At 25.8% G+C, this 26,540-nt stretch carries 21 protein-coding genes; 19 read left to right on the forward strand and 2 right to left on the reverse strand.

Annotated features, from left to right (window positions below; translation table 11 throughout):
• The first annotated feature begins 59 nt into the window (after window positions 1-59).
• From ACYUDJ_RS03585 to ACYUDJ_RS03615, 7 genes are all read left to right on the forward strand, one after another.
• A complete protein-coding gene (locus ACYUDJ_RS03585) occupies window positions 60-4,112 on the forward strand; it encodes an AAA domain-containing protein (RefSeq protein WP_460289524.1) in 4,053 nt (1,350 codons plus the stop codon).
• Window positions 4,113-4,188: 76 nt separating this feature from the next.
• Window positions 4,189-5,256: a mannose-1-phosphate guanylyltransferase gene (locus ACYUDJ_RS03590; RefSeq protein WP_042385966.1), complete on the forward strand. Its 1,068-nt coding sequence runs from the start codon at window positions 4,189-4,191 to the stop codon at window positions 5,254-5,256.
• Between the two features lie 336 nt (window positions 5,257-5,592).
• The gene (gene larC, locus ACYUDJ_RS03595) at window positions 5,593-6,876 is read left to right on the forward strand and encodes a nickel pincer cofactor biosynthesis protein LarC (protein WP_003487951.1); all 1,284 of its coding nucleotides are present in this window, start codon (window positions 5,593-5,595) and stop codon (window positions 6,874-6,876) included.
• A gap of 4 nt (window positions 6,877-6,880) precedes the next feature.
• Complete coding sequence (gene larE / locus ACYUDJ_RS03600; RefSeq protein WP_042385964.1) at window positions 6,881-7,687, forward strand: ATP-dependent sacrificial sulfur transferase LarE; 807 nt, start codon at window positions 6,881-6,883, stop codon at window positions 7,685-7,687.
• Window positions 7,688-7,706: 19 nt separating this feature from the next.
• The gene (larB, locus tag ACYUDJ_RS03605) at window positions 7,707-8,453 is read left to right on the forward strand and encodes a nickel pincer cofactor biosynthesis protein LarB (protein ID WP_003487948.1); all 747 of its coding nucleotides are present in this window, start codon (window positions 7,707-7,709) and stop codon (window positions 8,451-8,453) included.
• Window positions 8,454-8,677: 224 nt separating this feature from the next.
• The gene (locus tag ACYUDJ_RS03610) at window positions 8,678-10,060 is read left to right on the forward strand and encodes a radical SAM protein (RefSeq protein WP_003487946.1); all 1,383 of its coding nucleotides are present in this window, start codon (window positions 8,678-8,680) and stop codon (window positions 10,058-10,060) included.
• A 186-nt stretch (window positions 10,061-10,246) separates the two neighbouring features.
• Window positions 10,247-11,521 (forward strand): ABC transporter substrate-binding protein, encoded by a 1,275-nt coding sequence (locus tag ACYUDJ_RS03615; RefSeq protein ID WP_003487943.1) that lies wholly within the window; start codon window positions 10,247-10,249, stop codon window positions 11,519-11,521.
• A 117-nt stretch (window positions 11,522-11,638) separates the two neighbouring features.
• On the opposite strand, the gene ACYUDJ_RS03620 is transcribed toward ACYUDJ_RS03615, so the two are convergent.
• Window positions 11,639-12,754: a glycosyltransferase family 4 protein gene (locus tag ACYUDJ_RS03620; RefSeq protein WP_042385962.1), complete on the reverse strand. Its 1,116-nt coding sequence runs from the start codon at window positions 12,752-12,754 to the stop codon at window positions 11,639-11,641.
• A 165-nt stretch (window positions 12,755-12,919) separates the two neighbouring features.
• Here ACYUDJ_RS03620 and ACYUDJ_RS03625 point away from each other — a divergent pair, with 165 nt between their 5' ends.
• The 4 genes from ACYUDJ_RS03625 to ACYUDJ_RS03640 are packed head-to-tail and all read left to right on the forward strand — an operon-like array spanning window position 12,920 to window position 15,959.
• On the forward strand, window positions 12,920-13,930 hold the full coding sequence (locus tag ACYUDJ_RS03625; protein ID WP_042385960.1) for a CotS family spore coat protein: 1,011 nt from the start codon (window positions 12,920-12,922) through the stop codon (window positions 13,928-13,930).
• Window positions 13,931-13,944: 14 nt separating this feature from the next.
• The gene (locus ACYUDJ_RS03630; RefSeq protein ID WP_003487937.1) at window positions 13,945-14,139 is read left to right on the forward strand and encodes a hypothetical protein; all 195 of its coding nucleotides are present in this window, start codon (window positions 13,945-13,947) and stop codon (window positions 14,137-14,139) included.
• Window positions 14,140-14,165: 26 nt separating this feature from the next.
• On the forward strand, window positions 14,166-14,933 hold the full coding sequence (locus ACYUDJ_RS03635; protein WP_003487935.1) for a hypothetical protein: 768 nt from the start codon (window positions 14,166-14,168) through the stop codon (window positions 14,931-14,933).
• A gap of 12 nt (window positions 14,934-14,945) precedes the next feature.
• Window positions 14,946-15,959, forward strand: coding sequence for a CotS family spore coat protein (locus ACYUDJ_RS03640; protein WP_003487933.1), 1,014 nt, complete (start codon window positions 14,946-14,948; stop codon window positions 15,957-15,959).
• A 208-nt stretch (window positions 15,960-16,167) separates the two neighbouring features.
• Here the strand turns inward: ACYUDJ_RS03640 and ACYUDJ_RS03645 are convergent, their stop codons facing one another.
• Window positions 16,168-17,295 (reverse strand): glycosyltransferase family 4 protein, encoded by a 1,128-nt coding sequence (locus ACYUDJ_RS03645; RefSeq protein ID WP_003487932.1) that lies wholly within the window; start codon window positions 17,293-17,295, stop codon window positions 16,168-16,170.
• Between the two features lie 116 nt (window positions 17,296-17,411).
• On the opposite strand from ACYUDJ_RS03645, the gene ACYUDJ_RS03650 reads away from it, so the two are divergent.
• The 8 genes from ACYUDJ_RS03650 to ACYUDJ_RS03685 all read left to right on the forward strand — a co-directional run bounded on the left by ACYUDJ_RS03650 (window position 17,412) and on the right by ACYUDJ_RS03685 (window position 26,496).
• The gene (locus ACYUDJ_RS03650) at window positions 17,412-18,416 is read left to right on the forward strand and encodes a CotS family spore coat protein (protein ID WP_003487930.1); all 1,005 of its coding nucleotides are present in this window, start codon (window positions 17,412-17,414) and stop codon (window positions 18,414-18,416) included.
• Between the two features lie 123 nt (window positions 18,417-18,539).
• The gene (yabG, locus tag ACYUDJ_RS03655; RefSeq protein WP_003487928.1) at window positions 18,540-19,442 is read left to right on the forward strand and encodes a sporulation peptidase YabG; all 903 of its coding nucleotides are present in this window, start codon (window positions 18,540-18,542) and stop codon (window positions 19,440-19,442) included.
• A 195-nt stretch (window positions 19,443-19,637) separates the two neighbouring features.
• Window positions 19,638-19,874, forward strand: coding sequence for a Veg family protein (locus tag ACYUDJ_RS03660; protein ID WP_003491830.1), 237 nt, complete (start codon window positions 19,638-19,640; stop codon window positions 19,872-19,874).
• Between the two features lie 102 nt (window positions 19,875-19,976).
• Window positions 19,977-21,539: a DUF3794 and LysM peptidoglycan-binding domain-containing protein gene (locus tag ACYUDJ_RS03665; protein WP_003487924.1), complete on the forward strand. Its 1,563-nt coding sequence runs from the start codon at window positions 19,977-19,979 to the stop codon at window positions 21,537-21,539.
• A gap of 197 nt (window positions 21,540-21,736) precedes the next feature.
• Window positions 21,737-22,537 (forward strand): cyanophycinase, encoded by an 801-nt coding sequence (locus tag ACYUDJ_RS03670; protein ID WP_003487922.1) that lies wholly within the window; start codon window positions 21,737-21,739, stop codon window positions 22,535-22,537.
• 43 nt (window positions 22,538-22,580) lie between these two features.
• A complete protein-coding gene (gene cphA, locus ACYUDJ_RS03675; protein WP_003487920.1) occupies window positions 22,581-25,202 on the forward strand; it encodes a cyanophycin synthetase in 2,622 nt (873 codons plus the stop codon).
• A 92-nt stretch (window positions 25,203-25,294) separates the two neighbouring features.
• Entirely contained in the window at window positions 25,295-26,137 is an 843-nt protein-coding gene (gene ispE, locus ACYUDJ_RS03680) for a 4-(cytidine 5'-diphospho)-2-C-methyl-D-erythritol kinase (RefSeq protein WP_042385957.1), read from the forward strand.
• 161 nt (window positions 26,138-26,298) lie between these two features.
• Window positions 26,299-26,496, forward strand: a complete 198-nt coding sequence (locus ACYUDJ_RS03685; RefSeq protein ID WP_003487916.1) for a CLC_0170 family protein — start codon at window positions 26,299-26,301, stop codon at window positions 26,494-26,496.
• The last annotated feature ends 44 nt before the right edge of the window (window positions 26,497-26,540 follow it).

Genomic DNA, 26,540 nt, shown 5'->3' on the forward strand with positions numbered 1-26,540 from the left:
TGGTATAATTTAACATAAAAGTTAATATATTATTCTTTTAAATTAGTGGAGGTGTACATATGAAGTGTTCAGAGAAGATAAAAAATATATTTTATTATCTTTTGAGAATAAAGAAAATGAATAAATGCTCAAGTGATGTTAGAACATATGAAGCCCTATATACTAAAAAAGATATACTTAAAAATAATTATTGTAATGTAAGTAGAGATAAGGAGGATAATGTAAATATAAAAATATCCAGGGAAGCTGGGAAAATATATGATGAGATTTATAAACAATACCTAGATGGAGAGAATGAAAATGAAATAATATTAGGACAAGCTATATTAGGATTGAAAACAAATAAAAATATAATTCATCCTATGATAACTTCAAAGGTTAAAGTAGATTTTATAGATAAGGAAAATATATTAAGTTTAAAAATTCCTAGTAAAATAAAATTAGAAATAGAGATTTGTGATTTTTTAAATAAAAATTTGTTTAAAAAAATAATGTCTCAAAAAAATAGTTTGGAAAAAGAAAAAATAGATATAATGGATTATGATAATATAAAAAATAAAATACAATTATTATTAAATGATGATTCGGAAATAGTATTTAAAGACATAGGGGATTTAAATAGAGTACAACTAACAGAAAAACCTATTATATATAATTGTCCTATACTTATAATAAGAAAAAGGGATAATAGTTTATGGAGTAAAGAAATTGAATCAATGGTAGAAGAAATAGATAATGGCTATGATATACCTAAAACTATTGAAGCTTTAGTAGAGGAAAAGGAAATAGAAGATGATTGTATTCATAAAAATCAATGGAAGGAATGTAAAGATGATATATTATTTCCTTTAGAGGCTAATGAGGAGCAAATTTCCATAGCAAAGAAAATTTGTGAAAATGAAGCTATATTAGTTCAAGGACCGCCAGGGACAGGAAAAAGTCATACTATAGCAAATCTTATATGCCATTTTTTAGCTCATGGTAAAAAGGTATTGGTTACTAGTGAAACCAGTAGGGCATTAAGAGTATTAATAAATAAAATACCTGAAGATATAAAACCCTTATGCGTAAATTTATTAGATGATAGTAATGGAGAGTATGAATTAGAACAATGTATTAAAAATATATCTGATAATTTATGCAAAAATCCAAGTGAGATAATAGATGATATATATATTTTAAATAATGAAAGAAAGGAATGTAAGAAAAATCAGCAGGTTCTATATAATAAATTAAAAGAAATTGAATTTATGGAAAATAAAAAAATACATTGCAAAGGAAACTATTATAAATTAATTCATATAGGATCATGGTTAAATGAAAACCAATATAAATATGGCTGGATAAAAGATAATATAAGGTATGAAGATATAAAACCTGTTAATGAAGAACAATTTAATAAATTAATATCAGTATTAAAAAACAACGGGAAAGAATATATAGAGAATATTAATGAGTTGATTTTTATATGTAATAAGATTCCATCATATAAGGAAGTAGAAAATAAGTTAGATAGAATGATATATTTAGAAAGTAATTTAAATTTCTATAAAAATAAAATAAAGGGATGGTATATACCTGCAGAATGTAAATGCAATTATGATATTTTGTTAGATTTTTTATACAATTGCCTTGAAAAAATGAAGAGTATAATACAAGAACCTATCCTAGGAAAAATGTTTAAACTATATTATTCAAGCGAAATTTTTAGAGATTCAATAAATAATTTTTTACTTAATTTAAATAGTTCTAAAGAGAAATTAATAGAAATAAGAAGAAATATAAACCAATATTCTATAGAGATAAAAGAAATAAAAGATATGGATGTTTTTATAAAGGATTATAAAAGAGTATATTCAAAAATTAGGGGAAAAAAGAAAGTTAGCAAAATATTTAAAGTTTTTAATAGCAAATATGATTATATTTTTAAAAATTGTTATATAAATGGAGAAAATATAAAAAGCATAGAGCAATTAAATATTATAAATGACTATATAGAAGAAAAAAATATATATAATTTTTTAAATAGGTTATGGGAAAATATAATAAATAGTTATATACAAGAGGATTTTAATTATAATATAGATAATTTAATTTCAATAGAGCACATAAGTAATAATATAGATACTATAATGAATTGGAATAGAGAATACAGAGATAAAATAATAAAACTGTTAGGACGAATAAGAATACCTATTAATATAAATTGGTATGAAATAAACACATATGAATATTTTATACAGTGTATAGAATGTATAAAAGCAATAAATGAGTATAATGATTTAAAAGCTTTTATGGAAATAATAAAAAAACAGGTTAGAAATTTTGAAAGTTTAAATTCTATAATAAAGGGTATAGATAAAGAAAATATAGATTATATAAAAGAAGCTTATAGTTATATAGAAAAAATTATGTCAATGAAATCCGATATAGATGAAATAAATTATGTGTATAAAAAGCTGGAAGAAAGTTGTCCTAGAACATTAGAATTTATATTGGAAAATTATAAAGAGAATTATAAATTTAATAATTGGGAAAATGCATGGAAATGGGCACAATATAATAATTTATTTGAAAAATTAGAAAAGATAGATGAAAAGAAACTGCAAGGGCAATTAATAGAAGAAAAAAATAAGGAAAAGCAAATAATAAATCAAATAATTAGCAAAAAAGCATGGAAGAATATAATATTAAATATTAATGAAGAGCAAAAAAGAAGCCTATTTTCATGGGTACAAGCTGTTAAACGAATTGGAAAGGGAAGGGGGAAGTTTGTATTACAGTATAGCAATATAGCAAAAGAAGAAATGGAAAAATGTAAGTCTATAATTCCAGTTTGGATTATGCCTTTAGAAAAGGTAATAGAGAATATAAAACCATCTAAAAATCAGTTTGATGTAGTAATATTTGATGAAAGTAGTCAAAGTAATATATTTGCAATATCTGCACTAATGAGAGCTAAGAAGGCAATAATAGTTGGAGATGACAAACAGATTAGTCCAGAAGTAGTGGGAATGGATCAAGGTATGATAAATAATTTTATTGACAAATATCTTGATGGTATACCTCATAATCAATGGTTTGATTTGCAGACAAGCTTATATGATACAGCTCTTAGAACTTTTAAAGATAGAATAATGCTTAAGGAGCATTTTAGATGTGTGCCAGAAATAGTTCAGTTTAGTAATAAACTTTGTTATGGAGACTTAATAGTACCTCTTAGATATCCAAAAATAAGAGAGGCGTTTAATTCACCTATTAAATGTATAAAAGTTGAAGATGGATATAGAGAAAAAAGTAAGCAAATAAATATTAATGAGGCGGAAGCACTAGTAAATAAATTACTAGAATGTTGTAGAGATAGCAAATATAATGGAATGACAATGGGAGTTATATCGTTATTAGGAGATGCTCAGAGTGAATTTATAGAAAATTTATTAAGAAATAATTTAAGTAAAGAAGAAATAAAAAGAAGAAAATTAATTTGCGGAGATGCCTATTCTTTTCAAGGCGATGAAAGGGATATAATATTTTTATCTATGGTAGTTGGAGATAATATGAAATATACTGCATTGACAAAGGAAACAGATATAAAAAGATTTAATGTAGCAGTAAGCAGAGCTAGAAATCAAATATTTCTTTTTTACTCCATAGATTACAAAAATATAAATAATAATTGTGTAAGATATAAGTTAATAGATTATTGCAATAATTATAAAAATTATAAAAGCAAATTACCCAATATAAATTATGTTATGCAAACTAAATTTCAGAAGGATATATATAACAATATTAGGAATTTAAAGGGTGATATAAAATCAAATATTAAATTAGGAAAGTATATTATAGATTTTATACTAGAAGGTAAACATAATAGAATAGCCATAATATGTGATGATGGAAATTTATATGAAAATAACAATGTAGAAAAAGTTTTGGATTTGGAAATGGATTTAACTAGATTAGGATGGGCTTTTTATAAAATAAGAGGTAGTAAATTTTATAGAAATCCAGAAGTGGAAATTGAAAAACTCCATAAATTCTTAATGGAAAGTGGGTTATATAAAGATGATCCTAAAGAAATATTAAAAAATAATTTGTTAGTAGTTTAAATATATATAATCTTTTTTCACCAATGCTATATTTTATACATAATATATGAATATAGCATTATTGGGAGAGGATTCTGTGTTATATGCATTAATACTTGCAGGTGGAAAAGGAACAAGGCTATACCCATTATCACGATCAGAAAACCCAAAGCAGTTTTTAAAGTTAATAAATAATAAAAGTTTTTTAAGGGCGACCGTAGATAGAATAAAACCATTAGTAAATAATGATAATATATATATAGTAACTAATGAAGAATATATGGACAAAATATACGAAGAATTACCAGAAATAAAAAAGGAAAATATATTTGCAGAACCCTATAATAGAGAAACTGCTACCTGTATAGGTCTCTCAGCGGTAAAACTTTTAAAAAAAGATAAAGATGCATCTATGATAGTGTTACCTTCGGATCATTATATAGAAAATGAAAAAGAATTTACTGATGTGATAAAACAAGGGGTAGATATAGTAGAAAAAAGAAGGGGATTAGTAACTATAGGTATAAAGCCTTTAAGACCAGAAACCGGATACGGATATATAAAAATGGGTGATAAGGTCAATAGCCAAAGCTTTACTTATAAAGTAGAAAGATTCTTAGAAAAGCCTAATTTAGAAATAGCAAGAGATTTAGTATCTAGTGAAGAATATTTATGGAATAGTGGAATGTTTATCTGGAGAGCAGACGTTTATTTAAGGGAAATGGAAAAATATTTACCTAAAATATATAAAAGCATGATGAGAATATATACTAATATAGATACAGATAAAGAACAAAAAGTAATTAGAGAAGAATATGAAGTAATAGAAGGAATTTCTGTAGATTTTGGTATTATGCAAAAGACCAGAAAAGCATATGTTATAAAAAGTAATTTTAAATGGGATGATATGGGAAGCTTCACTGCTCTTAGTAGATTTTTAAATAGCTGTAGAAATAATAGTATATGTGGGAATAGTTATTTAAAGGAAAGTGAAAATTGTTCTGTAATTGCAAAAGATAAATTAGTTATAGGATTTGGTATAAAAGATTTAGTTATAGTAGATGGTGGAGATGTATTACTTATAATGGACAAATATAAAGATCAAGAAATTAAGCATTTAGTACAAGAGCTAAAGGAAAATGAAAGCTTAAAAAAATATATATAAAAAATAGTATGGATATTAAAAAATTAATATCCATACTATTTTTTATATTTTTAAAAGATTATATGTAGTTTCAGATATAATTGTATATTTTTTTACTTATATTTATTATGTATATTTGAAAAAAATTTTTAAGTAATAACATTTTTAGTGTAAAAATTACATGTTAAGTATCTAACTAATATATAATTTTTGTTAATTCAAATAATTAAATACAGTATATTGTTAAAAAATTATTTAATATATGTTAAAATTAATTATATATTTAGACAATTATTGTGAATAATATAAATTGATATTATACTTTATATAATGAATATAAAATAAGGAGAATGAAATATGAGAAGAATATTGTATTATGATTGTTTTTCAGGAATAAGTGGGGATATGAATTTAGGGGCTTTAATAGATTTAGGTGTAGATAAGGAGTATCTATTAAAAGAATTAGCTAAGCTTAATATTAATGATGAATTTGAAATTAAAATAAATAAGGACGCTAGAAAAGGCATATCAGGAACAAAAGTTGATGTTATATTAAAAAATTTGTATGATCATAATCATGAACATGAACACAGCCATGAGTATGGACATAGTCATGAACATGAACATAACCATAAGCATGAACATGTTCATAAGCATGATCATGATCATAATCACAGAAATTTGATAAATATAAATAAAATAATAGATAATAGTGAGCTAAATAATAATGTTAAAAAGATTAGCAAGGATATATTTTTAGAGGTAGCAAAAGCTGAAGGAAAGGTGCATAATAAACCTTTAGAAGAAGTTCATTTTCATGAAGTTGGTGCAACAGATTCCATAGTAGATATAGTTGGTGCTGCTATATGTTTAGATTATTTAAAAGTAGATAAAGTATTGTGTTCAAAGATTCAAGTAGGATCTGGATTTGTAAAATGCGCCCATGGAACAATGCCAGTTCCAGCACCGGCTACGGCAGAGATATTAAAAGATATACCAATGGTATCTTCAGAAGAAATACCTTTTGAAGCAACCACTCCTACAGGAGCGGCTATAATAGCTTCTACAGTATATAAATTTACACAAAATAAAAATTTTCATATTGAAAAAGTTGGATATGGTATAGGTGGAAAAGATTTATCAGATATACCTAATGTATTAAGAATTTTTTTAGCAGAAAATAAAGAACAAGAAGGGAATGATATTGAACAAGAAGAAGCTTTAATATTAGAATGCAATATAGATGATATGAATTCTGAGATTTATGAATATGTAATTAACAAGCTACTTCATGAAGGAGCATCAGATGCTTATATTACACCAATAATAATGAAAAAAACTAGACCAGCTGCTAAATTAACGGTTTTATGTGAAAATAAATTAGAAAATATTATGAAAGAAATTATGTTTAGAGAAACTACTACCTTAGGAATAAGAAAATACTCTGTAGAAAAGTCTATGCTAAAGAGAAAAGTAGAAAAAGTAAACACTATATATGGAGAGGTTTCCGTAAAAAAATCCTATTTAAAAGGTCAGGTATTAAATAGCAAACCAGAATATGAGGATTGTAAAAAAATTGCATTAGAAAACAACATATCTATAAAAGAAGTTTATGAGGCAGTTAATAAACATAAGGAGTAATATTATGAACATAAATGACAAGTATAATAATCTTATTAACTATCTAAAAGATTTAAAGAGTGTGGCAGTGGCTTTTTCTGGTGGAGTGGATAGTACATTATTATTGAAAGCAGCAAAAGAAGCTTTAGGAGATAATGCTATTTCTATTACTATAGTATCACCTTATATACCAAAGTGGGAAATAAAAGAAGCTAAAGAATTAGTAAATAAGATAGGAATAAAATCATATTTTATAGAAGTACCAATGCTTGAAGAAATAAGATTTAATCCAGAAGATAGGTGTTATATATGTAAAAAAAGTGTATTTAATAAAATAAAATGTTTGGCGAAAGAAAAAGGAATTAAATATATAGTAGATGGAACCAATGCAGATGATACTAAAGACTATAGGCCAGGAATGAGAGCTTTAAAGGAATTAGAAGTAAAAAGCCCTCTTTTAGAAAATGCTATTAATAAAGAGGAAATAAGAATTTTGTCTAAAGAGTTACAACTAGACACTTGGGATAAACCTGCTTATGCATGCCTTTTATCTAGAATCCCTTATAATCAAGAAATAAAAAAAGAGGATTTAGTTAGAATAGAAAAAGCAGAAGTATATATGATGAAACTAGGATTTAGAGCAGTAAGAGTAAGAAGTCATGGGAATTTAGCTAGAATAGAAGTCCCTCAAAAGGAAAGAATGAAGTTGTTTAATGAGAGGATTTTAGATAAAGTATCAAAAGAACTTAAAGAGTTGGGATTTAAATATGTTACTGTAGATATAGAGGGATATAAAATGGGAAGTTTAAATGCTGAAATAAATATGAAATAGCTTTAAAAGAGGTGATAAAATGAATACAGAAGATATTAAAAAATTAATTCTAGATATTAAAAATGATAAAATTTCATTAGAAGAGGGGGTAAATATATTAAAGGATCTTCCTTTTAAGGATTTAGGATATGCTAAAATAGATAATCACAGAGAAATGAGAGTAGGATATCCTGAGGTTATATATTGCGCAGGAAAAACCGTAGATCAAATAAAGGGCATAATAGAATTTATGCTTACAAAAGAGAATAATGTATTAGGTACAAGAGCTACAAAAGAAGCCTATGAAGAAGTAAAAAAAATATGTCCAGAGGCTGAATATAATGAATTAGCTAGAACTATAGTTATTAAAAAAAGAGAAGTAAAATCTAAAGATGGATACATAGCTGTGGTTACAGCAGGAACTTCTGATATACCTGTTTCTGAAGAAGCAGCAGTTACAGCAGAGCTATTTGGAAATAAAGTTGAAAGAATTTATGATGTAGGTGTAGCTGGGATTCATAGACTATTTGATAAATTAGAATTAATAAGAGGTGCTAGAGTTGTTGTGGTAGCAGCAGGAATGGAAGGGGCTTTGGCTAGTGTTGTAGGCGGTCTTGTAGATAAGCCAGTAATTGCAGTACCTACTAGTATAGGGTATGGTGCTAACTTTCAAGGACTTTCGGCCCTATTGTCTATGTTAAATAGTTGTGCAAGTGGTGTAAGTGTTGTTAACATTGATAATGGTTTTGGAGCAGGATATCTGGCTAGTATGATAAATAATTTGTAAAGGTTATTATTTTAAATAACTTAGTGATTTTAAATCACTAAGTTATTTTTTTTGAATATAATGAATAGGATAGTATTAAATATGTTTGTGAATACTTTGTAAAACATAAAATTAAATTATTGACAATTAGTCAATTGGTAATATAATGGTTATAAGTAATCATAATTCGTGATAAATTATAGTTAAGGTTAAAAATAATTTTATTTTATCGGGAGGGAGCTCATATGAAAGTCATAAAATTATTGCAAAAATCTGCTAAAGACAAAATGGTAAAGACTGCAGCAGGTTTACTTAGTACAAACCCCGAAAAAAATGTAGACAGATTATTTACATTAATAGAAAAAACCATAGCTAAAGATGAGGATAATTTAAAAAGATTAAAAGTTGTAGAGGATGAGTACTATAATAATCCATCTACCCATGAATTTGTACAAAATTTATTTAAAACCACAGATAAAAACTGTATGCAAAAATTTTTTACAAATTTTTTTGCAAATGCTGTTTGGTATGGAATGCCAAAGAGAGAAAAACTTTTTAAAGAAGATGAAATAAAAACACCTTTCGTAATATTAATAAGCCCGTCTATGAGATGTAATTTAAGATGTACAGGTTGCTATGCTGCAAATTATAGTAAAGAAGATGATATCCCTTATGAAGAAGTAGATAGAATAATTGAAGAAGCTAGAGAAATCGGAATATATTATTTTATAGTATTAGGTGGAGAACCTTTTTTTAATGAATATATGTTAGATATTTATGAGAAATACAATGATTGTATTTTTACACCTTTTACAAATGGAACTTTGTTTAATGAAGAATTAGCAGATAGAGTTCAAAAGTTAGGGAACATAATACCAATGTTTTCATTAGAAGGTTTTGAAAAAGAGACAGATGCTAGAAGAGGAAAAGGTGTATTTAAACAAGTTATGCATGGAATGGATCTACTAAGAGAAAGAGGCGTATTGTTTGGAGTTTCTACAGCTACGGGAAGAAATAACATAGATACAGTCATTTCAGATGAGTTTATTAATATGTTAATAGAAAAAGGTGCTAAAATGAGCTGGTATTTCATATTTATGCCAGTAGGTGAGGATCCAGATTTTAATTTAATGTTAACACCAGAACAAAGAATATATTTAGGTAAGAAAGTCAGGAAAATAAGGAATGAGAAACCATATTTTGCTATAGATTTCTTTAATGATGCTCCATATGTTGGTGGTTGCATAGCTGGAAAATATTATTGTCATATAAATTCACATGAAGATGTAGAGCCATGCATATTCGCTCATTTTGCTACAGATAATTTAAAAAATAAGAAATTAATAGATGTATTTAAAGCGCCTTTCTTTAAGGAGTTAAGAGATAGACAGCCATACAATGATAATCTATTAAAACCATGCATGATGATAGATAATCCTAAAGTTATAAGGGAAATAGCAAGTAAAACAGGGGCTAAACCAACAGATAAAGGGGCAGAAATGATGCTCCATGATGAAGTATTTAAAAGTAAATTAGACAAATTGGCAAAGGATTTTGATCCTTTAGCAGAAAAAGCTTGGAAAGAAGATTTTCATGAAAAAGGAAATTATGAAATGTCAAAGGGCTAAAAATAAATTAATTTTATATAAATTAAGGTATTTCATTTTAATGGGATACCTTTTTATTTACTCCATAAGGATTTGTAAAACTTATTATTTAAGCTTCATTAAGTTGAACATAATTATATTATAATATATTATAGTTATAGTATATATGTTAAAAATATTAATATAAGGCCTTTAAGGGAGGTTAAAATGAAGAAAAAGAAACTTATTTATATAGGTATTATTGTAATATTGATAATACCTGTAATATTAGTTATTTTAGGTAGATATAATAATACTAAAAATTTTACAAAAGATAAATTAGTTATATGGGGAGATGTTAAACATAATCAAGCCATGAATGAAGGTGTTAAAGACTTTAAAGAAAAATATCCTAATGTAGAAGTGGAGTTTTATAATAAAAATAAGGAGAATATGATAGATGAATTTTCAAAAATAAAAGATAAAAATTCTTATCCTAATATAATATGTTTAGATGATAAGGATACAAAAGAGTTTGGAGCAAGATACTATAAAGATGTAATTATATTAAATGACCTTATGAAAAATACCATAAAGGATTTTATTCCTTGCAAAAGAGAGTTAGTTAAGCTATATGATAACTTTATTGCTGTTCCCTATACAGTAGAGCCTGTAGCATTATATTATAGAAAAGAGTTATTAGAAAAGTATAATATAAATAGTAAAGACATAAAAACATGGGATGATTTTATAAAAATTGGTGAGGAAATATATAAAAAAAGCAATGGAAAAGTAAAAATGATATCATTTAACAAAAGAGACAACAGTATGCTTGAAGTTTTATTAAATGAAAAAGGAATTTACTATTTTGATAAAGATAATAAGTTACAAATAGATCAACCTAATTATATAGATACTTTTAATATTTTAAAGAGAATAGAATCAGCTAATATAGATTTTGATAACAAGGGAGATTTTAAATCATTTGTCAATAATAATAATGTAGTATGTATTCCATATAATTCAGAGCTATCTAATTATTTGATAAGTGAAAGAAAGAAAGAAAGTGGTAAATGGGAAATAATGAAATTACCATCCTTTGAAGTAGGAGGTAAAAATTCTGCAATTACAGGAGGAACTTCTATTGTTGCAATAAAATCTTGCAAGGAATCTAAAGATAAATTATCAATGGAACTGATAAAAAATATAACATTAAATAAGTATAGTTTAAATAAAGGATTTTTAAATTATGGACAATTTCCATCCTATAAACCAACTTATGAGTATGCTAAATTTTCTGAAAATGTAAACTATTTTAATGAGGAAAAAATTTGGAGAATTTTTGTTGATATAGCAAGTAAAACTCCAAATATAAATTATACCAAGAACTACAATTATGTACAAAAAGTTATGATAGATTTTAAGAAAGAGTTATTAAATACTAATGATATAGAAAAAGAGCTAAAAAGTATAAAAATTTTTATTAATAGTATAACAAAATAAAAATAAGATATATAAAGTAATATAAATATATAATTTTATTGACTAGTAATTATATATTTATATTAAAAAAGTATTTAAGAGCCAAAATTTAAGAAAAAATTTTGGCTCTTTTTTATGTTATTTTAAAACGCTGTTATATACATTTAAGGTATTTCGTGCGGTTTTATTCCAAGAAAAAAGCATAGATCTTTCAAAAGCTTTTTTACTTAATCTATCTTTTAAGTCTGGATTTTTTAATATATTTTCTATTGAGTTTGATATATCATCAATATCTAAAGGATCTATATTAATACAACAATCGGAAGTAACTTCCGGAATAGAGGTAATGTTAGAAGCTATAACTGCACAACCACAACTCATAGCCTCAAGTGGTGGAAGTCCAAAACCTTCATATAATGAGGGATAAATAAATACACTACACCCATTATAAAATATAGGTAGATCCTGTTCTTCTACGAAATCTGTGAAGATTATATTAGAGCTTATTTTAAGTTTACGACTAAATTCATATAATTTTTCACCTTCATCTTTTTTAGAACCCACTATAACTAAAGCGTGTTCTTGTGGTAATTTGTCATATATCCTTTCAAAAGCCTTTATTATAGATGTAACATTTTTTCTAGAACTAAAGCCACCTAAATATAAAATAAAAGGTAAGTTTATTCCATATTTTCTTTTAAGTATGTCTTTACAATACAATTTATTTAAGGGCTTGTATTTGGAATCTGCTGCTAGTGGGATAACTTCAACTTTATCTTCCCTCATAGGAAAGAATTTCAATATATCTTTTTTTGACCATTCAGATACGGTTATTATTTTATCAGATAGTTCAATTATTTTAGGCATTTCTTTCAGAAATTTATTTAAATAACCTTTTCCAACAGTTTCTGGCATTATATAAGGAATTAAATCATGAATAGTTACTATAATTTTACAATTTATATTTTCAGAAATACCTATACCATTTTGTGGTATATGATATATATCAGATTTAGTGCTGTTAAGGTTATATGGAATATAGGTTTGCTCAAAAAATCTACTATGTTTTTTAGAGGTTAGTATAATATTAGTATTATGTTTTTTAAATTTAAGATAGTCATCCCCTGACCAATATATATTGAATGAATCTTCGTGAGTTTCTGCTATCATATTTGTTAATATTTTTTTTGTATATGTTCCTATACCAGTACCCTTATACCAATTTATACCCCTACCATCTATGGAAATATTCATTTTTATAACCACCTCATTAAAAGCATTTATTATATATGTCAACATAAAGTATAGCTTTACTGTTATATATAATATTAATCTTTCCTAAAAAATGTTCCAGTTATCACCAAAGTACAATATTTTCATATAATACATATAGATTAATAAAATAATGGAGGCATTATTTTGGATAAATCAGAAATCATAAACATAGTGGAAAATAATTATGATATAAATATTAATTCTATAGAAAAAATAAAAAATGTATATAAGATAATTAGTGATTCTAATAAAGCATATGCTTTTAAAATAATAAAATATGAATTCAATCATTTTTTATTTATAATAAGTTGCATGAAACATTTACAATGTAATAATTTTAGCAAAATTCCAGAAATTATTCCTAATAATAAGGGTTTAGATTATATAAAAATAGGAGATTTTTACGGATATATAACAGAATGGATAGATGACTCAAGACAATGTAATTATTCTAATCCGGTAGAAGTTATGATGGCTGCCAATAAATTGGGCCAGTTACATGAAAAGAGTAAGAATTTTTATATAACAGAATATATGAAACCTAGAATCGGATGGTTTAAATGGCCCAAGACGTTTCAAACAAGAAAAGATGAAATACTAGATTTCAAAAAAAGGATATTAAATAAAAATAAAAAAAGTGAATTTGATAATTTTTATATAAGCATATTAGAGGATGAGATTGAAAGAGCAGATAGGTCAATAAAGAATTTATGTGAAACAAACTATCTAAATGTAATGTTAAAACAAATTGAGGATAGATGTTTTTGCCATCATGATTATGCTAATCATAACATACTTATAGATAGTGAAAATCAAATATATATAATAGATTTTGATTATTGTATGTTAGATACTAAATTACATGATTTAGCCAGTATACTTATTAGAGTTATGAAAAATGGTAAATGGGATTTAAAATCAGCAGAACTTATTTTGAATTCTTACAGCGAAGAATCTTATATAGATAAAGAATATATACTTATAATGGCCGCTTTTATGGAATTTCCACAGGATTATTGGCAAATAGGTATACAGTATTACTGGGAAAAGCAACCTTGGAGTGAGGAGTTCTTTTTTAGTAAGCTAAATAGATATTATGCAGATAGAGAAGAAAGACAAGAGTTTATAGAAAAATTTAGAAAAATTAATATTTAAGGAGAGATATAGTTATGTCTCGTAATAAAAAATATTATGAAAATATAAAAGAAAATATGAGTGAATTAGATAAATATGAAGAAGAATTACAGGAACTAAAAGAATCTGTTAAAAAATTAAAAGAAATAAAGAAAAAAAAGAAAAAAATAAATAAACTTAAAGATGAAGAGAAAGAAGTCTTAAAGAAGATAAGAAAAAAATATAAATAGGTACTAAAGGAGGTGCAATATATGAAATGGATTCATTAAAAAAAATAACTGATATTTCTCATTATTTAAAAAGTAAGGATATAAATATAATAGAAGACTTTAAAGATGATCATAGACAGTTAAATAATTTATCAGAGGAATTGGTAACAGAACAATTAGAAGTGATTAGTTTTTTTCATAAAAATACACTAGGGAATAAAAGTTATATAAGAGGTGGGATAAAAAATAAAACAGGCATTATAATTGAGAAATATAAACTGGATTTAAAAAAAATAAATAAGTATGTTAGAAATTTAAAAGATAAAAAAAGTAATAATACGGATTTAGAAAAATTAATTTTAGATTATATGCCTAATTATATAAATAGGGCTGAGAAGGTTATAGAAAACATATATGAAAATGGATATATTAATTTGGTATGGAGAAGTATGGAGAGAAAGGAAATATGTTTGGGTAAAACGTATTTTAATAATATTAGATATAATAAAGAAATAGAAGTTATAGATATTAGTAAATGTAGTTATAATATGGTAGAAATGGATTGTATAGAATTACTATATAAAGTAAATAAAAAAAACTCATCTTTAAATATAGAAAAATTATGTAAAAATTTTTGTGAATTTGAAAGCTTGAATGATGAAAGCTATAAATTTATTTTATATATGTTATCTTATCCTTACTCCATAATAAAGTGTTGTACAAAATATATGAAAGAAAAGGATTTAAATAAAGAAAAACACTATATGGATAGATTTAATAAGGCTATGAAATTGGATTCTAATAGCTTTTTTTAAAGGAGTGATGAAATGGATAAGCTAAATAAAAGTTATCTTAAAAAATATAATTTATCCTTAGATTTATTTGATCAATATGATTTTATTGTAAAGGATATTTATCCTATTAGAAATGTTTATATTATAGATACAAACAAAGGTAAAAAAATATTAAAAAAAGTTGATTATACTCTAGAAGAATTAAAATTTATAGAAGAAATAATAGATTATATAAAAATTCAATTTGGAAGAATAATGGAATTTGAAAAGAACATACAAGGAGATATATATACTATATATAAAGGTGAAATGTATTGTTTAATGGATTTAATTGATGGACGAGAATGTCAATTTAGTAATCCTTTAGACTTAAAGATTTCCTCTGCAGCTTTAGCCAAAATGCATAAAGCATCAAAAGGCTTTACAACAAACTTTAATAAAAGGGTTTTAAATGGCAAATCTATAGAAAAATTTAAGATACAAAAAGAGGAGATGAATTTTTTTAAAAAAATGGCTAATATCCATAAAAATAAGAATGAATTTGATAATTTATTCTTATCCGAAATAGATTATTATATAGATGAGATAAGTAAAAGTATAAATATATTAGAGAATAGTCATTATTATGATATATGTAAAGAAAATGACAAAATATCTATTTGTCATCATGATTTAGCTTATCATAATATATTGATTAAAGAAGATAAGGCTTATTTTATAGATTTTGATTATGCTATTTTAGATTTAAAAGTTAATGATTTGTGTAATTTTATAACAAAGGTTATAAAAAATTTTGGCTTTGATATTAGCAAGGCAAATATTATCTTAAATAGCTATTCTGACGTATATAGCATAACGGATAAAGAATTAGAAGTATTATATGGTTTGTTAAGTTTTCCCTATGACTTTTATGATATATCTAAAAATTATTATACAAAACGAAAAGATTGGGATGATGAGGTATTTCTAAACAGGCTAATAAAGAAATGTAACTATAAGGAAGATAGAAAGGAATTTTTAAAAGATTTTAGAGATAATCTATTATAATATGATTTATAAAATATTAATTTAAATATATAAACACTATCAAAATTATTTTACTAAATAAAATTTGATAGTGTTTTATTTAATATTAAATAAATTTTTATACAATATAATATATAGATTATTTATATAATATTTTTAATTTGTAAAATATAATTCAAATTTTATAACCCGAAAATTATTTAAGACTCCAGTTAAGGGGGGCTGGAGTCTAATTAGAGTATAGTATTTTTTTGTAGGCTAATAAAGTGTTTTTAGCACAATTATTCCAAGTAAGTTGAGAGGTTCTATTTAAACCTCGTTTTATTAATATGTTTCTCATGTTTTCATTAGATAATGCAGTATACATAGCTTTACATATACTATCAGTATCATAGGGATTTATTAGCATTGCTGCATCTTTTGTTATTTCTGGTATAGATGTTACATTAGATGTTATTACTGGAGTGCCACAAGCCATAGCTTCTATAGGTGGCAATCCAAAACCTTCATAAAAGGATGGATATACAAATAGTTCAGCACAATTATAAAAATAAGGTAAATCTTTAACGGATATAAATCCAGGAAAAAATACTTTATTTTCTATATTTAATTCCCGAACTCTTTCTATATATTTTTCGTATATTTTACCTTTTCTCCCTACTATAATTAAACAGATATCTTTCTTATATATGTTTATAAGATTATAAAATGCATCAATTAGTCCTAATATATTTTTTCTAGGACTAAATCCACCAACATATAAAATAAAATTTTTATTTATGTTATATTTCATTTTTAATATATTTCTACAAAAATCTTTATTTAATGGCATATATATATCTTCACTAGCTAAATGAGTTACAAAAATTTTGTCTTCAGGATAGTTAAAAGATTTCATTATATCTTTTTTTGAAAAATCAGAAACTGTTATTATACCATCAGAAGAAGAAACTATTTTAGGTATTTCTTCTGAAAATATTTTTAAATATCTATCGCTTACGGTTTCCGGCATTCTATAAGGAATTACATCATGTAATGTTATTATAAATTTACAATTTTTATTTTTAGGAAGTCCTACCCCATTTTGAGGTACGTGATAAATGTCCATGCTATTGTTTTTTAATATTGCAGGTAGGTTTACTTCATTCCAAAAATTTTTTGGAGAATGAGCATTTATATTTTTTATATTAAAATTATTGTTTAATTTTAAAGGAGAATTTGAAAATTCAGGATTAAAAATTAAATAATCATTTTTCTTATCTATTTTATTTAGAGAATTGATTAATTGGTAAGTGTAAGTGCCTATTCCAGTGCCTCTATACCAATAAGCAGGTCTTCCATCAATACCTATGCGCATAAAAATTTTCCTTTCTTAATTCATCATAATTCATTATATTAATTTAAAGGGAAAAGTGTTAAATTACTTCTAAAACTATAATAATACACATATAGTTTTAATAGAGGTGGTTAACTATGATGAGAGAATTTGAAATTGAAAGACAGTTTAATATTAAAATTGAAAAACTTAAACCTCATAGAGGAGTATATCATTTAAAAACTAATGAAGGAGATAGATGTTTAAAAAAAATTAATTATGGGGTACAAAAATTATTATTTGTTTCTGGTGCTAAAGAACATCTTATGAAGAATGGATTTAACTATGTGGACAATTATTTTTTAAATCTAAATGAGGAACCCTATGCACTGGTAAACGAAGATATATATACTTTGTCAGAATGGATAGAAGGGAGAGAATGTAATTTTAGAGACAAAGAAGATCTCATATTAGCAGCTAGGGCATTAGCTTATCTTCATATAGCATCAAAAGGATATGAACCTCCAGAGAATAGTAAGCTGAAAACAGATTTAGGTAGATGGCCAAATTTAATGAAAAAAAGAGTTAGATCTTTGGATAAAATGAGAGAAATGATAAGGAAGAATAACAATAAAACGGATTTTGATCTAAGTTATATAAAAAACATAGAATTTTACAAGGAATTAGGTAAGAGATCTATGAAAGTTTTAGAGGATTCTGCTTATATGGAAATATGCAAAAAAACTGAGGAAGAAAAAAGCTTTTGTCATCATGATTATACTTATCATAATATAATAATAGATAAAAATAATGATATTAATGTTATAGATTTTGATTATTGTAAAAGAGAAATAAAAACTTACGATATTTCTAATTTTATGATAAAGGTTTTAAAAAGAGTAGATTGGAACATAGAATATGCAGAACTTATATTAAATTCTTACACAGCTATAAATCCATTAAAACAGGAAGAGTATAGAACCTTATTTGCATTTTTATTATTTCCACAGAGATTTTGGAGATTAAGCAACAGATATTATTACAATGAAGTTACTTGGCCATCAAATACTTTTAATAAGAAGATGGAGGAATTGATTTCTGAAAAAGATAAATATATTAATTTTATTGAAGAATTTAAAAAAATATATTCACAAAAAGAATAATGAATATATTAAGGCATATGAAGCTTATATAGTTTTATATGCCTTAAATAGTTTTGTTAACAAATTTATTATAAGCATCATAGTATATAGAGTGATTGATTTATTAAGGTGGAGCTAAATTATATGGAAATAGGAGATATAGTTGTAAGAAAATCTTATAAAAAAGACATAACATTTAAAATAATAGATATAAAGCAAGAAGAAGACAGGGAAATATATACTTTAAAAGGTGTAAATGTAAGAATAATAGCAGATTCGCCATACGAAGATTTAGAAGAAGTATCAGTAGCTACTATGACTAAGAAAGAAGAAGTGTTTACTAGTAAAGTCAATGACTCTATAAAAAAAATATTAGATGATAGAAAATTTAGAGGGGAGGCTAAGGGAAAGCACTTAAATAAGAAAAGTAAGATAGAGAAAATGTATAGAACAAATAAAAATATAAAAACCAAAGAATTGTATTTTGGGAGGCCAGGTAAAATTCTTCATGTAGATGGAGATTCAGAATACTTAGATACATGTCTTAAGGTATACAAGCAATTGCAGTTAGATGTGGTTGGAGAGACCGTTTTAGAAAAGGAACAACCTAATAAGGTATTAAATTTAGTTAAGTTATACAAACCTGATATCGTAGTCATAACAGGCCATGATGCTGTATTAAAAGAAACGGAAAATTATACAGATATAAATAACTATAGAAACTCTAAATATTTTGTTAAGACTGTAGGGGTTTTAAGAGATTATGAAAGAAGTTATGATGATTTAATTATATTCGCTGGGGCTTGTCAATCTTGTTATGAAGCTATATTAGATGCAGGTGCTAATTATGCTAGTTCCCCAGGAAGGGTTTTAATACATTGCTTAGACCCAGTATTTTTATGTGAAAAAATAGCCTATACAAACATAAGTAATATAGTATCTATAGAGGACGCTTTAGAAAATACAATAACAGGTATAAAAGGAATCGGTGGATTGCAAACTAGAGGGAAATATAGAGAAGGGTTTCCTAAGTCAGAATATGTATAGAGCTTTATTAAATTTTGAATATATATATAATTTTAAGGTAATATTAAGAATAACAAGAAATTTTTAAAAAAATCGAAATATTTATATGAAAAATAATATTGACAAACCTTATAATAAATTGGTAAAATATAAAGTTGATTTGACATTTTCTATATTTTAATGTATAATGTAAAATGTAGAAAGAGGGTGTTAAATATGGAAAGAAGAAATGTCATCGCTAACATAAAAAGAGACATAGAAAGCCATGTTGGTGAAAGGGTAACTTTAAAAGCAAATGGTGGAAGAAGAAAAACATTTGTTAATGAAGGTGTACTAGAAGAAACTTACCCAAGTATTTTTGTTATAAGATTAGAAGACGACACCCAAAGGAAAGTGACATATAGTTATTCGGATGTATTAACAAAGACAGTTCAATTAGATTTTGTATTATAAATGGATTGGTACTTAATAAGTACCAATTTTTTTTTTATATGCATAATTCCCCTAAAACTATTATATAAATTATTAGTAGGCTTTATGGGAGGGATAAGTTAAATGGACTTGAATTTACTTAAAGAAAATATAGAATGTGAACAATTACTTGGAGAAAATTTTGTTAATACCCCTATAAAGGGGGAATATGTTATTCCAGATACTCATCCAGATGTTTATGAAGTACTTATGTTAGATGCTAAACCTTATATAACAAGTAAGGAAGTCATGCAAGATAAACTTTATATGGAAGGATATATAGACTATAACATATTATATCTTGCAAAAGAAGAAGAGAGAGGGGTTTTATACAATACTAGATATAGTAGCAAGTTTTCAAATGATATGCAGATAACTGGAACAGAAAAAGATATGTTATGCGAAGCTGAATGTTTTGTTGAGGATATGTATTGTAAAATAGTTAACGAAAGAAAAATATCTATAGAAGGCATAGTTAGATTAAAGGGAGCAGTTTATAAAAAATATAATTTTGAAATAATAAAAGATTTAGATGCACTGCAGGATATACAAATGCTTAGGAACCCAATTTCTATTGATAAAATAGCAGGTACAGCTACAGGAGAGCTTTTGGTTAAAACTAGTATAAAAATAGGAGCTGATAAACCAGAGGTAGGAAGTATATTAAAGACTAATTTAAATATTCATAAAAAGAAAATAACTGTATTAGATGATAAAGTAAGTGTAGAGGCTTTTGCTAAAATAGAATTAATATATAGGGCTAAGGAAAATAGAGATATTTGCTATATAGTGGATGATATATTTATAGATAAGGAAGTAGAATTAGAGGGAGTAAATTCTTTCATGGAAAGTTATACGGATTTTACTGTAGATGGAATAAATACAGAACCTAAAGAAGATGATTTAGGAGAAAGTAGAATTATAGATGTAGAAGCACTTGTTAAATCTAATACAAGGGTTATGTATAAAAAAGAAATAGAACTTATAGAAGACATGTATTCACCTAATATGATGTTAAATATGAATAAAGAAGATTATGAATTAAATGTTATGCAAGGCCATTCTAAAAATGAATGCATAGTCAAAGAAAATATAGAAATAACATCTGATATGCCTAGTATAAGAGAGATAATAATGACAGAAGGGAAGGCATATATAACAGACAAAAAAATAGTAGAAGATAAGGTAGTTGTAGAAGGAGTTTTAAATGCAGAAGTTATGTATAAAACTACAGAGGATGAGAAGTATATTTATACTTTAAAAGAAGATATGCCTTTTAGTTGTGCTGTAGACATACCAGGAACTAAAATAGATATGCAATGCATGACAAAGGTAGTATTAGAAGATATAGAAGCTAATATAGAAGCTAATACTGTAGCTATAAAAGCTTTAATAGAAGTATATTCAAGAGTTAATTATACATCACACAAAGAATTTTTAGTAAATGTGGAGCCAATGGAAGAAGAAGTTCCTGAAAAAAAATCTAGCATAACAATATATGTAGTACAACAAGGAGATACTCTTTGGAAGATAGCAAAAAGATATTATACTACAGTAGATAATTTAGTATTAATTAATGAAATTGATAATCCGGATGTTATAAAACCAGGACAAAAATTAATAATACCTGGTAAAGCTATTATATAATTATTTATAAGGTAAAACTTAATTTGAATTGAGTTTTTACTTTATAAGATAAATTTAGTGTTTATTTTTTATATATAAATAAAAAAGCTCTATATGACAATAATATTATAAGTATTGTTATATAGGGTATTTTTGTGCATAAAAATAGTTTATATGGAAAAAATAAAAAATATATATAAAAGGAAGGGGTATGTATTTTGCAAAAAAAAATACAAGGTAACCTCATAATCATAGGAGGAGCTGAAGATAAAAAAGACGGCAAAGATATATTAAAAGAAGTATGCAAAAAAATAGATAAAGATAAAGAAGAGCTATTAATAGCTACTGTAGCATCTGAACTTCCAGAGGAACTAGGAGAAGAGTACACAAATATATTTAAAAATTTAGGTGTAAAAAATGTAAAAACATTAAATATAAACAATAGAAAAGATACTCATTATGAAGGAAATATAAATTTAATTAAGAATGCATCTCTTATATTCTTTACTGGAGGAGACCAATTAAGAATAACAAGTTTATTAGGAGGAACACCCCTTTACAGAGCATTAGAAAGAGCCTATAAAGAAGGCTGTATGTTTGTGGGAACCTCAGCAGGAGCCTCAGTCATGAGTGATACTATGATAGTTTCTGGACTGGATGATGAATCACCAAGAAAGTGTACATTAAAAATGGCACCAGGATTATCACTTATAAAAGGAGTAATAATAGATCAACATTTTGCTCAAAGAGGAAGAATAGGAAGACTTTTAACGGGCATTGCAGAAAATCCTCAATGGTTAGGAATAGGTATAGACGAGGACACAGCTATTATTGTTAATCCAGAGGGGCAGTTTAAAGTAATTGGCTCTGGAGCAGTATATATAATAGATGGAACAGAGATAAGTGGTACAAATGTTTCAGAACAATACCCAGACGAAATACTATCTATATTTGATGTTAAATTACATGTACTTAAAAATAGAGATAAGTTTGATTTGAATTATAGAAGGCCTATATAACAAAGCATAGATGTTTTTGGAAAAGAGGAGGAAATATTACAACATGAAAATAGAAGATATAAGAGTATTTGAGGGACGAAATATTTATTCTCATAAAAAATGTATAAGAATGAATGTAGATTTAGAAGGATATAGTAATATATCTAGTAAAGAAATAGAAGGCTTTAACGAGACTCTTTTAAATTATGTTCCAGAATTAAGAGAGCATTGCTGTTGTGTAGGTAGAAAAGGTGGTTTTGTAGAAAGACTTTATGAAGGAACTTACTTATCTCATATATGTGAACACGTAATAATAGCATTACAAAATAGAATTGGTATAGATGTAAGTTACGGTAAAGCAAGAGAAATACAAGAAGAAAAATATTATATAATTTATCAATATAAATATAAAAATATGGCTATTGAGTGTGGAAAAATAGCCGTAAATCTAATTAATAATATAATCAATGGAAAAAAATATAATATGAAAATTAAAACAAAAGAATTAATATGTTTATTAAAGGCAGAGGAGCTTGGACCTAGCACTTCAGCCATAATACAAGAAGCTAAAAAGAGAAGTATTCCTGTTACAAAAATAGGGGAAGATAGTATGTTTCAATTGGGATATGGCATAAAGGGAAAAACTATAGAGGCAACCATATGTAATAGCACTAGTGCTGTATCTGTGGATATAGCTTGTGACAAATTACTATCTAAAAATATATTGATAGATCAGTGTATACCTGTTGCTGAAGGATATAAAGTGAAAAATTACATTGATTTATTATTTAAAGCAGAAAAACTAGGCTACCCAGTAGTTTTAAAACCACGTTTTGGTAACCAGGGTAAGGGTGTAGTAGTAAATATAAAAAACCAAAAGGATCTAGTAAATGCTTACAGCATAATAAATAAAAAATTTCAAGATATAATGATAGAGAAATATATCAATGGTAAAGATTACAGGGCATGCGTTGTAGATGGAAAGGTGGTGGCTGTAGCACAACGAATTCCACCATACATAATAGGTAATGGTAAAGATAGTATTTATGAATTGATAAAGGAATTGAATAGGGATGAAAGAAGAGGCTATGGACATGAAAAACCATTAACTAAAGTAAAAATAGATAAAGACCTTAAAAATAATATAAATAAAGAAGGATATACTTTAGGGTATATACTTCCTAAGGGATATAAATTGGAACTAAGGCATAATGCTAATTTATCTACTGGAGGAGTAGCTATAGATTGTACTGATTTAATATGCAATGAAACAAAAGAAGTTTGTGAGAGAGTTGCTAAAGCTATAGGATTAAACATATGTGGAATAGATATATGCTGTAGTGATATAAGCCAGCCACTTAATGATAATGAAGGTATAATGGAAGTAAATGCAGCACCTGGTATAAGAATGCATCAATATCCTTATAAAGGAGAAAGTAGAAATGTAGCAAAGGCCATAGTAGATATGATGTTTAAGGAAGACAATGGGACCATACCTATTATATCTATTACAGGAACTAATGGGAAAACTACAACTACTAGATTAATAGCTCATACTTTAAGTCTTTTAGGTAAAAAGGTAGGAATGACAACCACTGGTGGCATCTATATAAATAATAAATGTATAGATAAAGGAGATACTACCGGATATTATAGTGCTAGGACTGTATTAACCAATAAAGAGGTAGAAGTAGCTGTTTTAGAACTAGCAAGAGGTGGATTAATCAAAGCAGGTTTACCTTACGATTTAGCGGATGTAGGTGTAATAACCAATATTACAGAGGATCATTTAGGATTGGGAGGCATAAATACTTTAGAGGATATGGCTTATGTTAAATCATTAGTAGGAGAAGCTGTTAAAAAAGATGGATATGTAGTAATAAATGCCGATGATAAAGCTAGTTTAAATATTATAGATAGGATGACAAGTAAAATTATATTATTTACTAAAAATAAAAATAATCCTATTGTATCTAAATATTTAAATAATAAAAATTTAATAGTATATTTGGAAGAAAATATTATATATTTACAGAATTTAAATGAAAATAAAGAAATAATAAATGTTAATAAAGCTCCTATAACATTAGGAGGAAAATTAACTTATAATATAGAAAACATAATGGCATCTATAGCAGCATTAATAGCATTAGGATTAGATATAAATACTATTAGAGAAGGCCTAGAAAGTTTTACTAATGAAGAACAAAATCCTGGTAGATTTAATATGTATAATGTACATGGAACAAATGTAATATTAGATTATGGACACAACATTGAAGGATATAAAGTGGTTTTAGAAAGTGTTAAAAAAATTGACCATAAAAGAATAATAGGAGTTATAGGAGTTCCTGGAGATAGAACCAATAGTAGTACGTTAAAAGTAGGTAATATCTGTGGAGAAAATTTTGATTATATCTATGTAAAGGAAGATAGAGACAAAAGAGGAAGAGAACATGGGGAAATAGCAGGTTTGTTAAAAAAAGGAATTTTAGAAATGGGATTTAAAAATTCTAAGTTAGATATAATATTAGATGAGGAAGAAGCTCTTAAAAAGGCTATAGAATTCTCTGAGCCAGGAGACTTGGTCATAATGTTTTTTGAAGAATTTGAACCAGCAGCAAATATTGTAAAGAATAAAATAAAAAAAGGCAAGCTAACAAAAAGTGAAACAGCTTTAGCATAGGATTAAAGCTACAATTTATGAATATCATGATTGTAGCTTTAATTTTTTTGATGTATTATATATTTTATAATATATTTTTGGGGAGGAATGAAATGTTATCAAAAGCTTATGCTAAAATAAATTTATCCTTAGATGTAATAGGAAAAAGAGAAGACGGATATCACCTTTTAAAGATGTTAATGCAAACTATAGATTTATATGACTTAATAGAAATAAAAAAAATTAAAAAAGGTATAATAATAGATTGTGATAGAGAGTATATACCTAAAGATAGGAGAAATTTGGCATATAAAGCAGCAGAACTATTTTTAGATAGATACAATATAGAGTCAGGAGTTAGAATAAATATAACTAAAAATATACCAGTAGCAGCAGGATTGGCAGGAGGAAGCACAGATGCAGCTACAGTTCTGAAAACAATGAGGGATATATTTAAACCAAATATAAGTAATGAAGAATTGAAAGAAATATCTTTAAATATAGGAGCAGATGTACCTTTTTGCATAGAAGGTGGAACCGCCCTTTGCGAAGGTATAGGAGAAAAAATAACGCCTATAAAAAATTTTAGAAATCAGATATTAGTATTAGTTAAGCCTAATTTTGGGGTATCTACAAAAGAGGTATATAATAATTTAAAAGTAGAAAAGATATATATTCATCCTAATACCACAAAATTAATAGAATCAATAGAAGAAACTGATTTAAAATCTGTAGCTAGAAATATGAAGAATGTCTTAGAAAATGTTACATTAAAAAAATATAAGACATTAAATTCTATAAAAAGTAATTTTATAGAGTTAGGAGCATTAGGAAGCATGATGAGTGGTAGCGGACCCAGTGTATTTGGATTATTTGATGATATGTTAAAGGCTCAAATATGTTATGATAATATGAAAGAAAGGTATAAAGAAGTATTTATAACAAGAACAATATAATAGCCAAAGGACCATAGAGATATGTTTTAAGAAGTATTTCTATGGCCTTTTTGTTATTTTACTATTTATGTATAAAATTAAAATTTTTGCTTAAATGAATAAATTAAAGTTATGAAGGAAAAAATACTTTAGAACTAATTTTAAATTTATTGGAGGATTTTATGGGAAGAATAATAGGTATATTTGATAACTATTTTATAGCTTTAGTATTAATTCAAGGGGGTATTACTATATTTATAGATGCTCCTTCTTTTAAAAACTCAAATATGATTAAAAGTTATAAGCAAGCTAGATATATTGGTATTTTTATTATAACTATAAGTTTAATATTATATATTCTGCAAAAAACATTGTTTTAAAAGAGTATATTTATTAAAATCTATTATTTTCAAGGTTAGTTCTA

This window comes from Clostridium sp. CTA-6 (assembly GCF_054768115.1).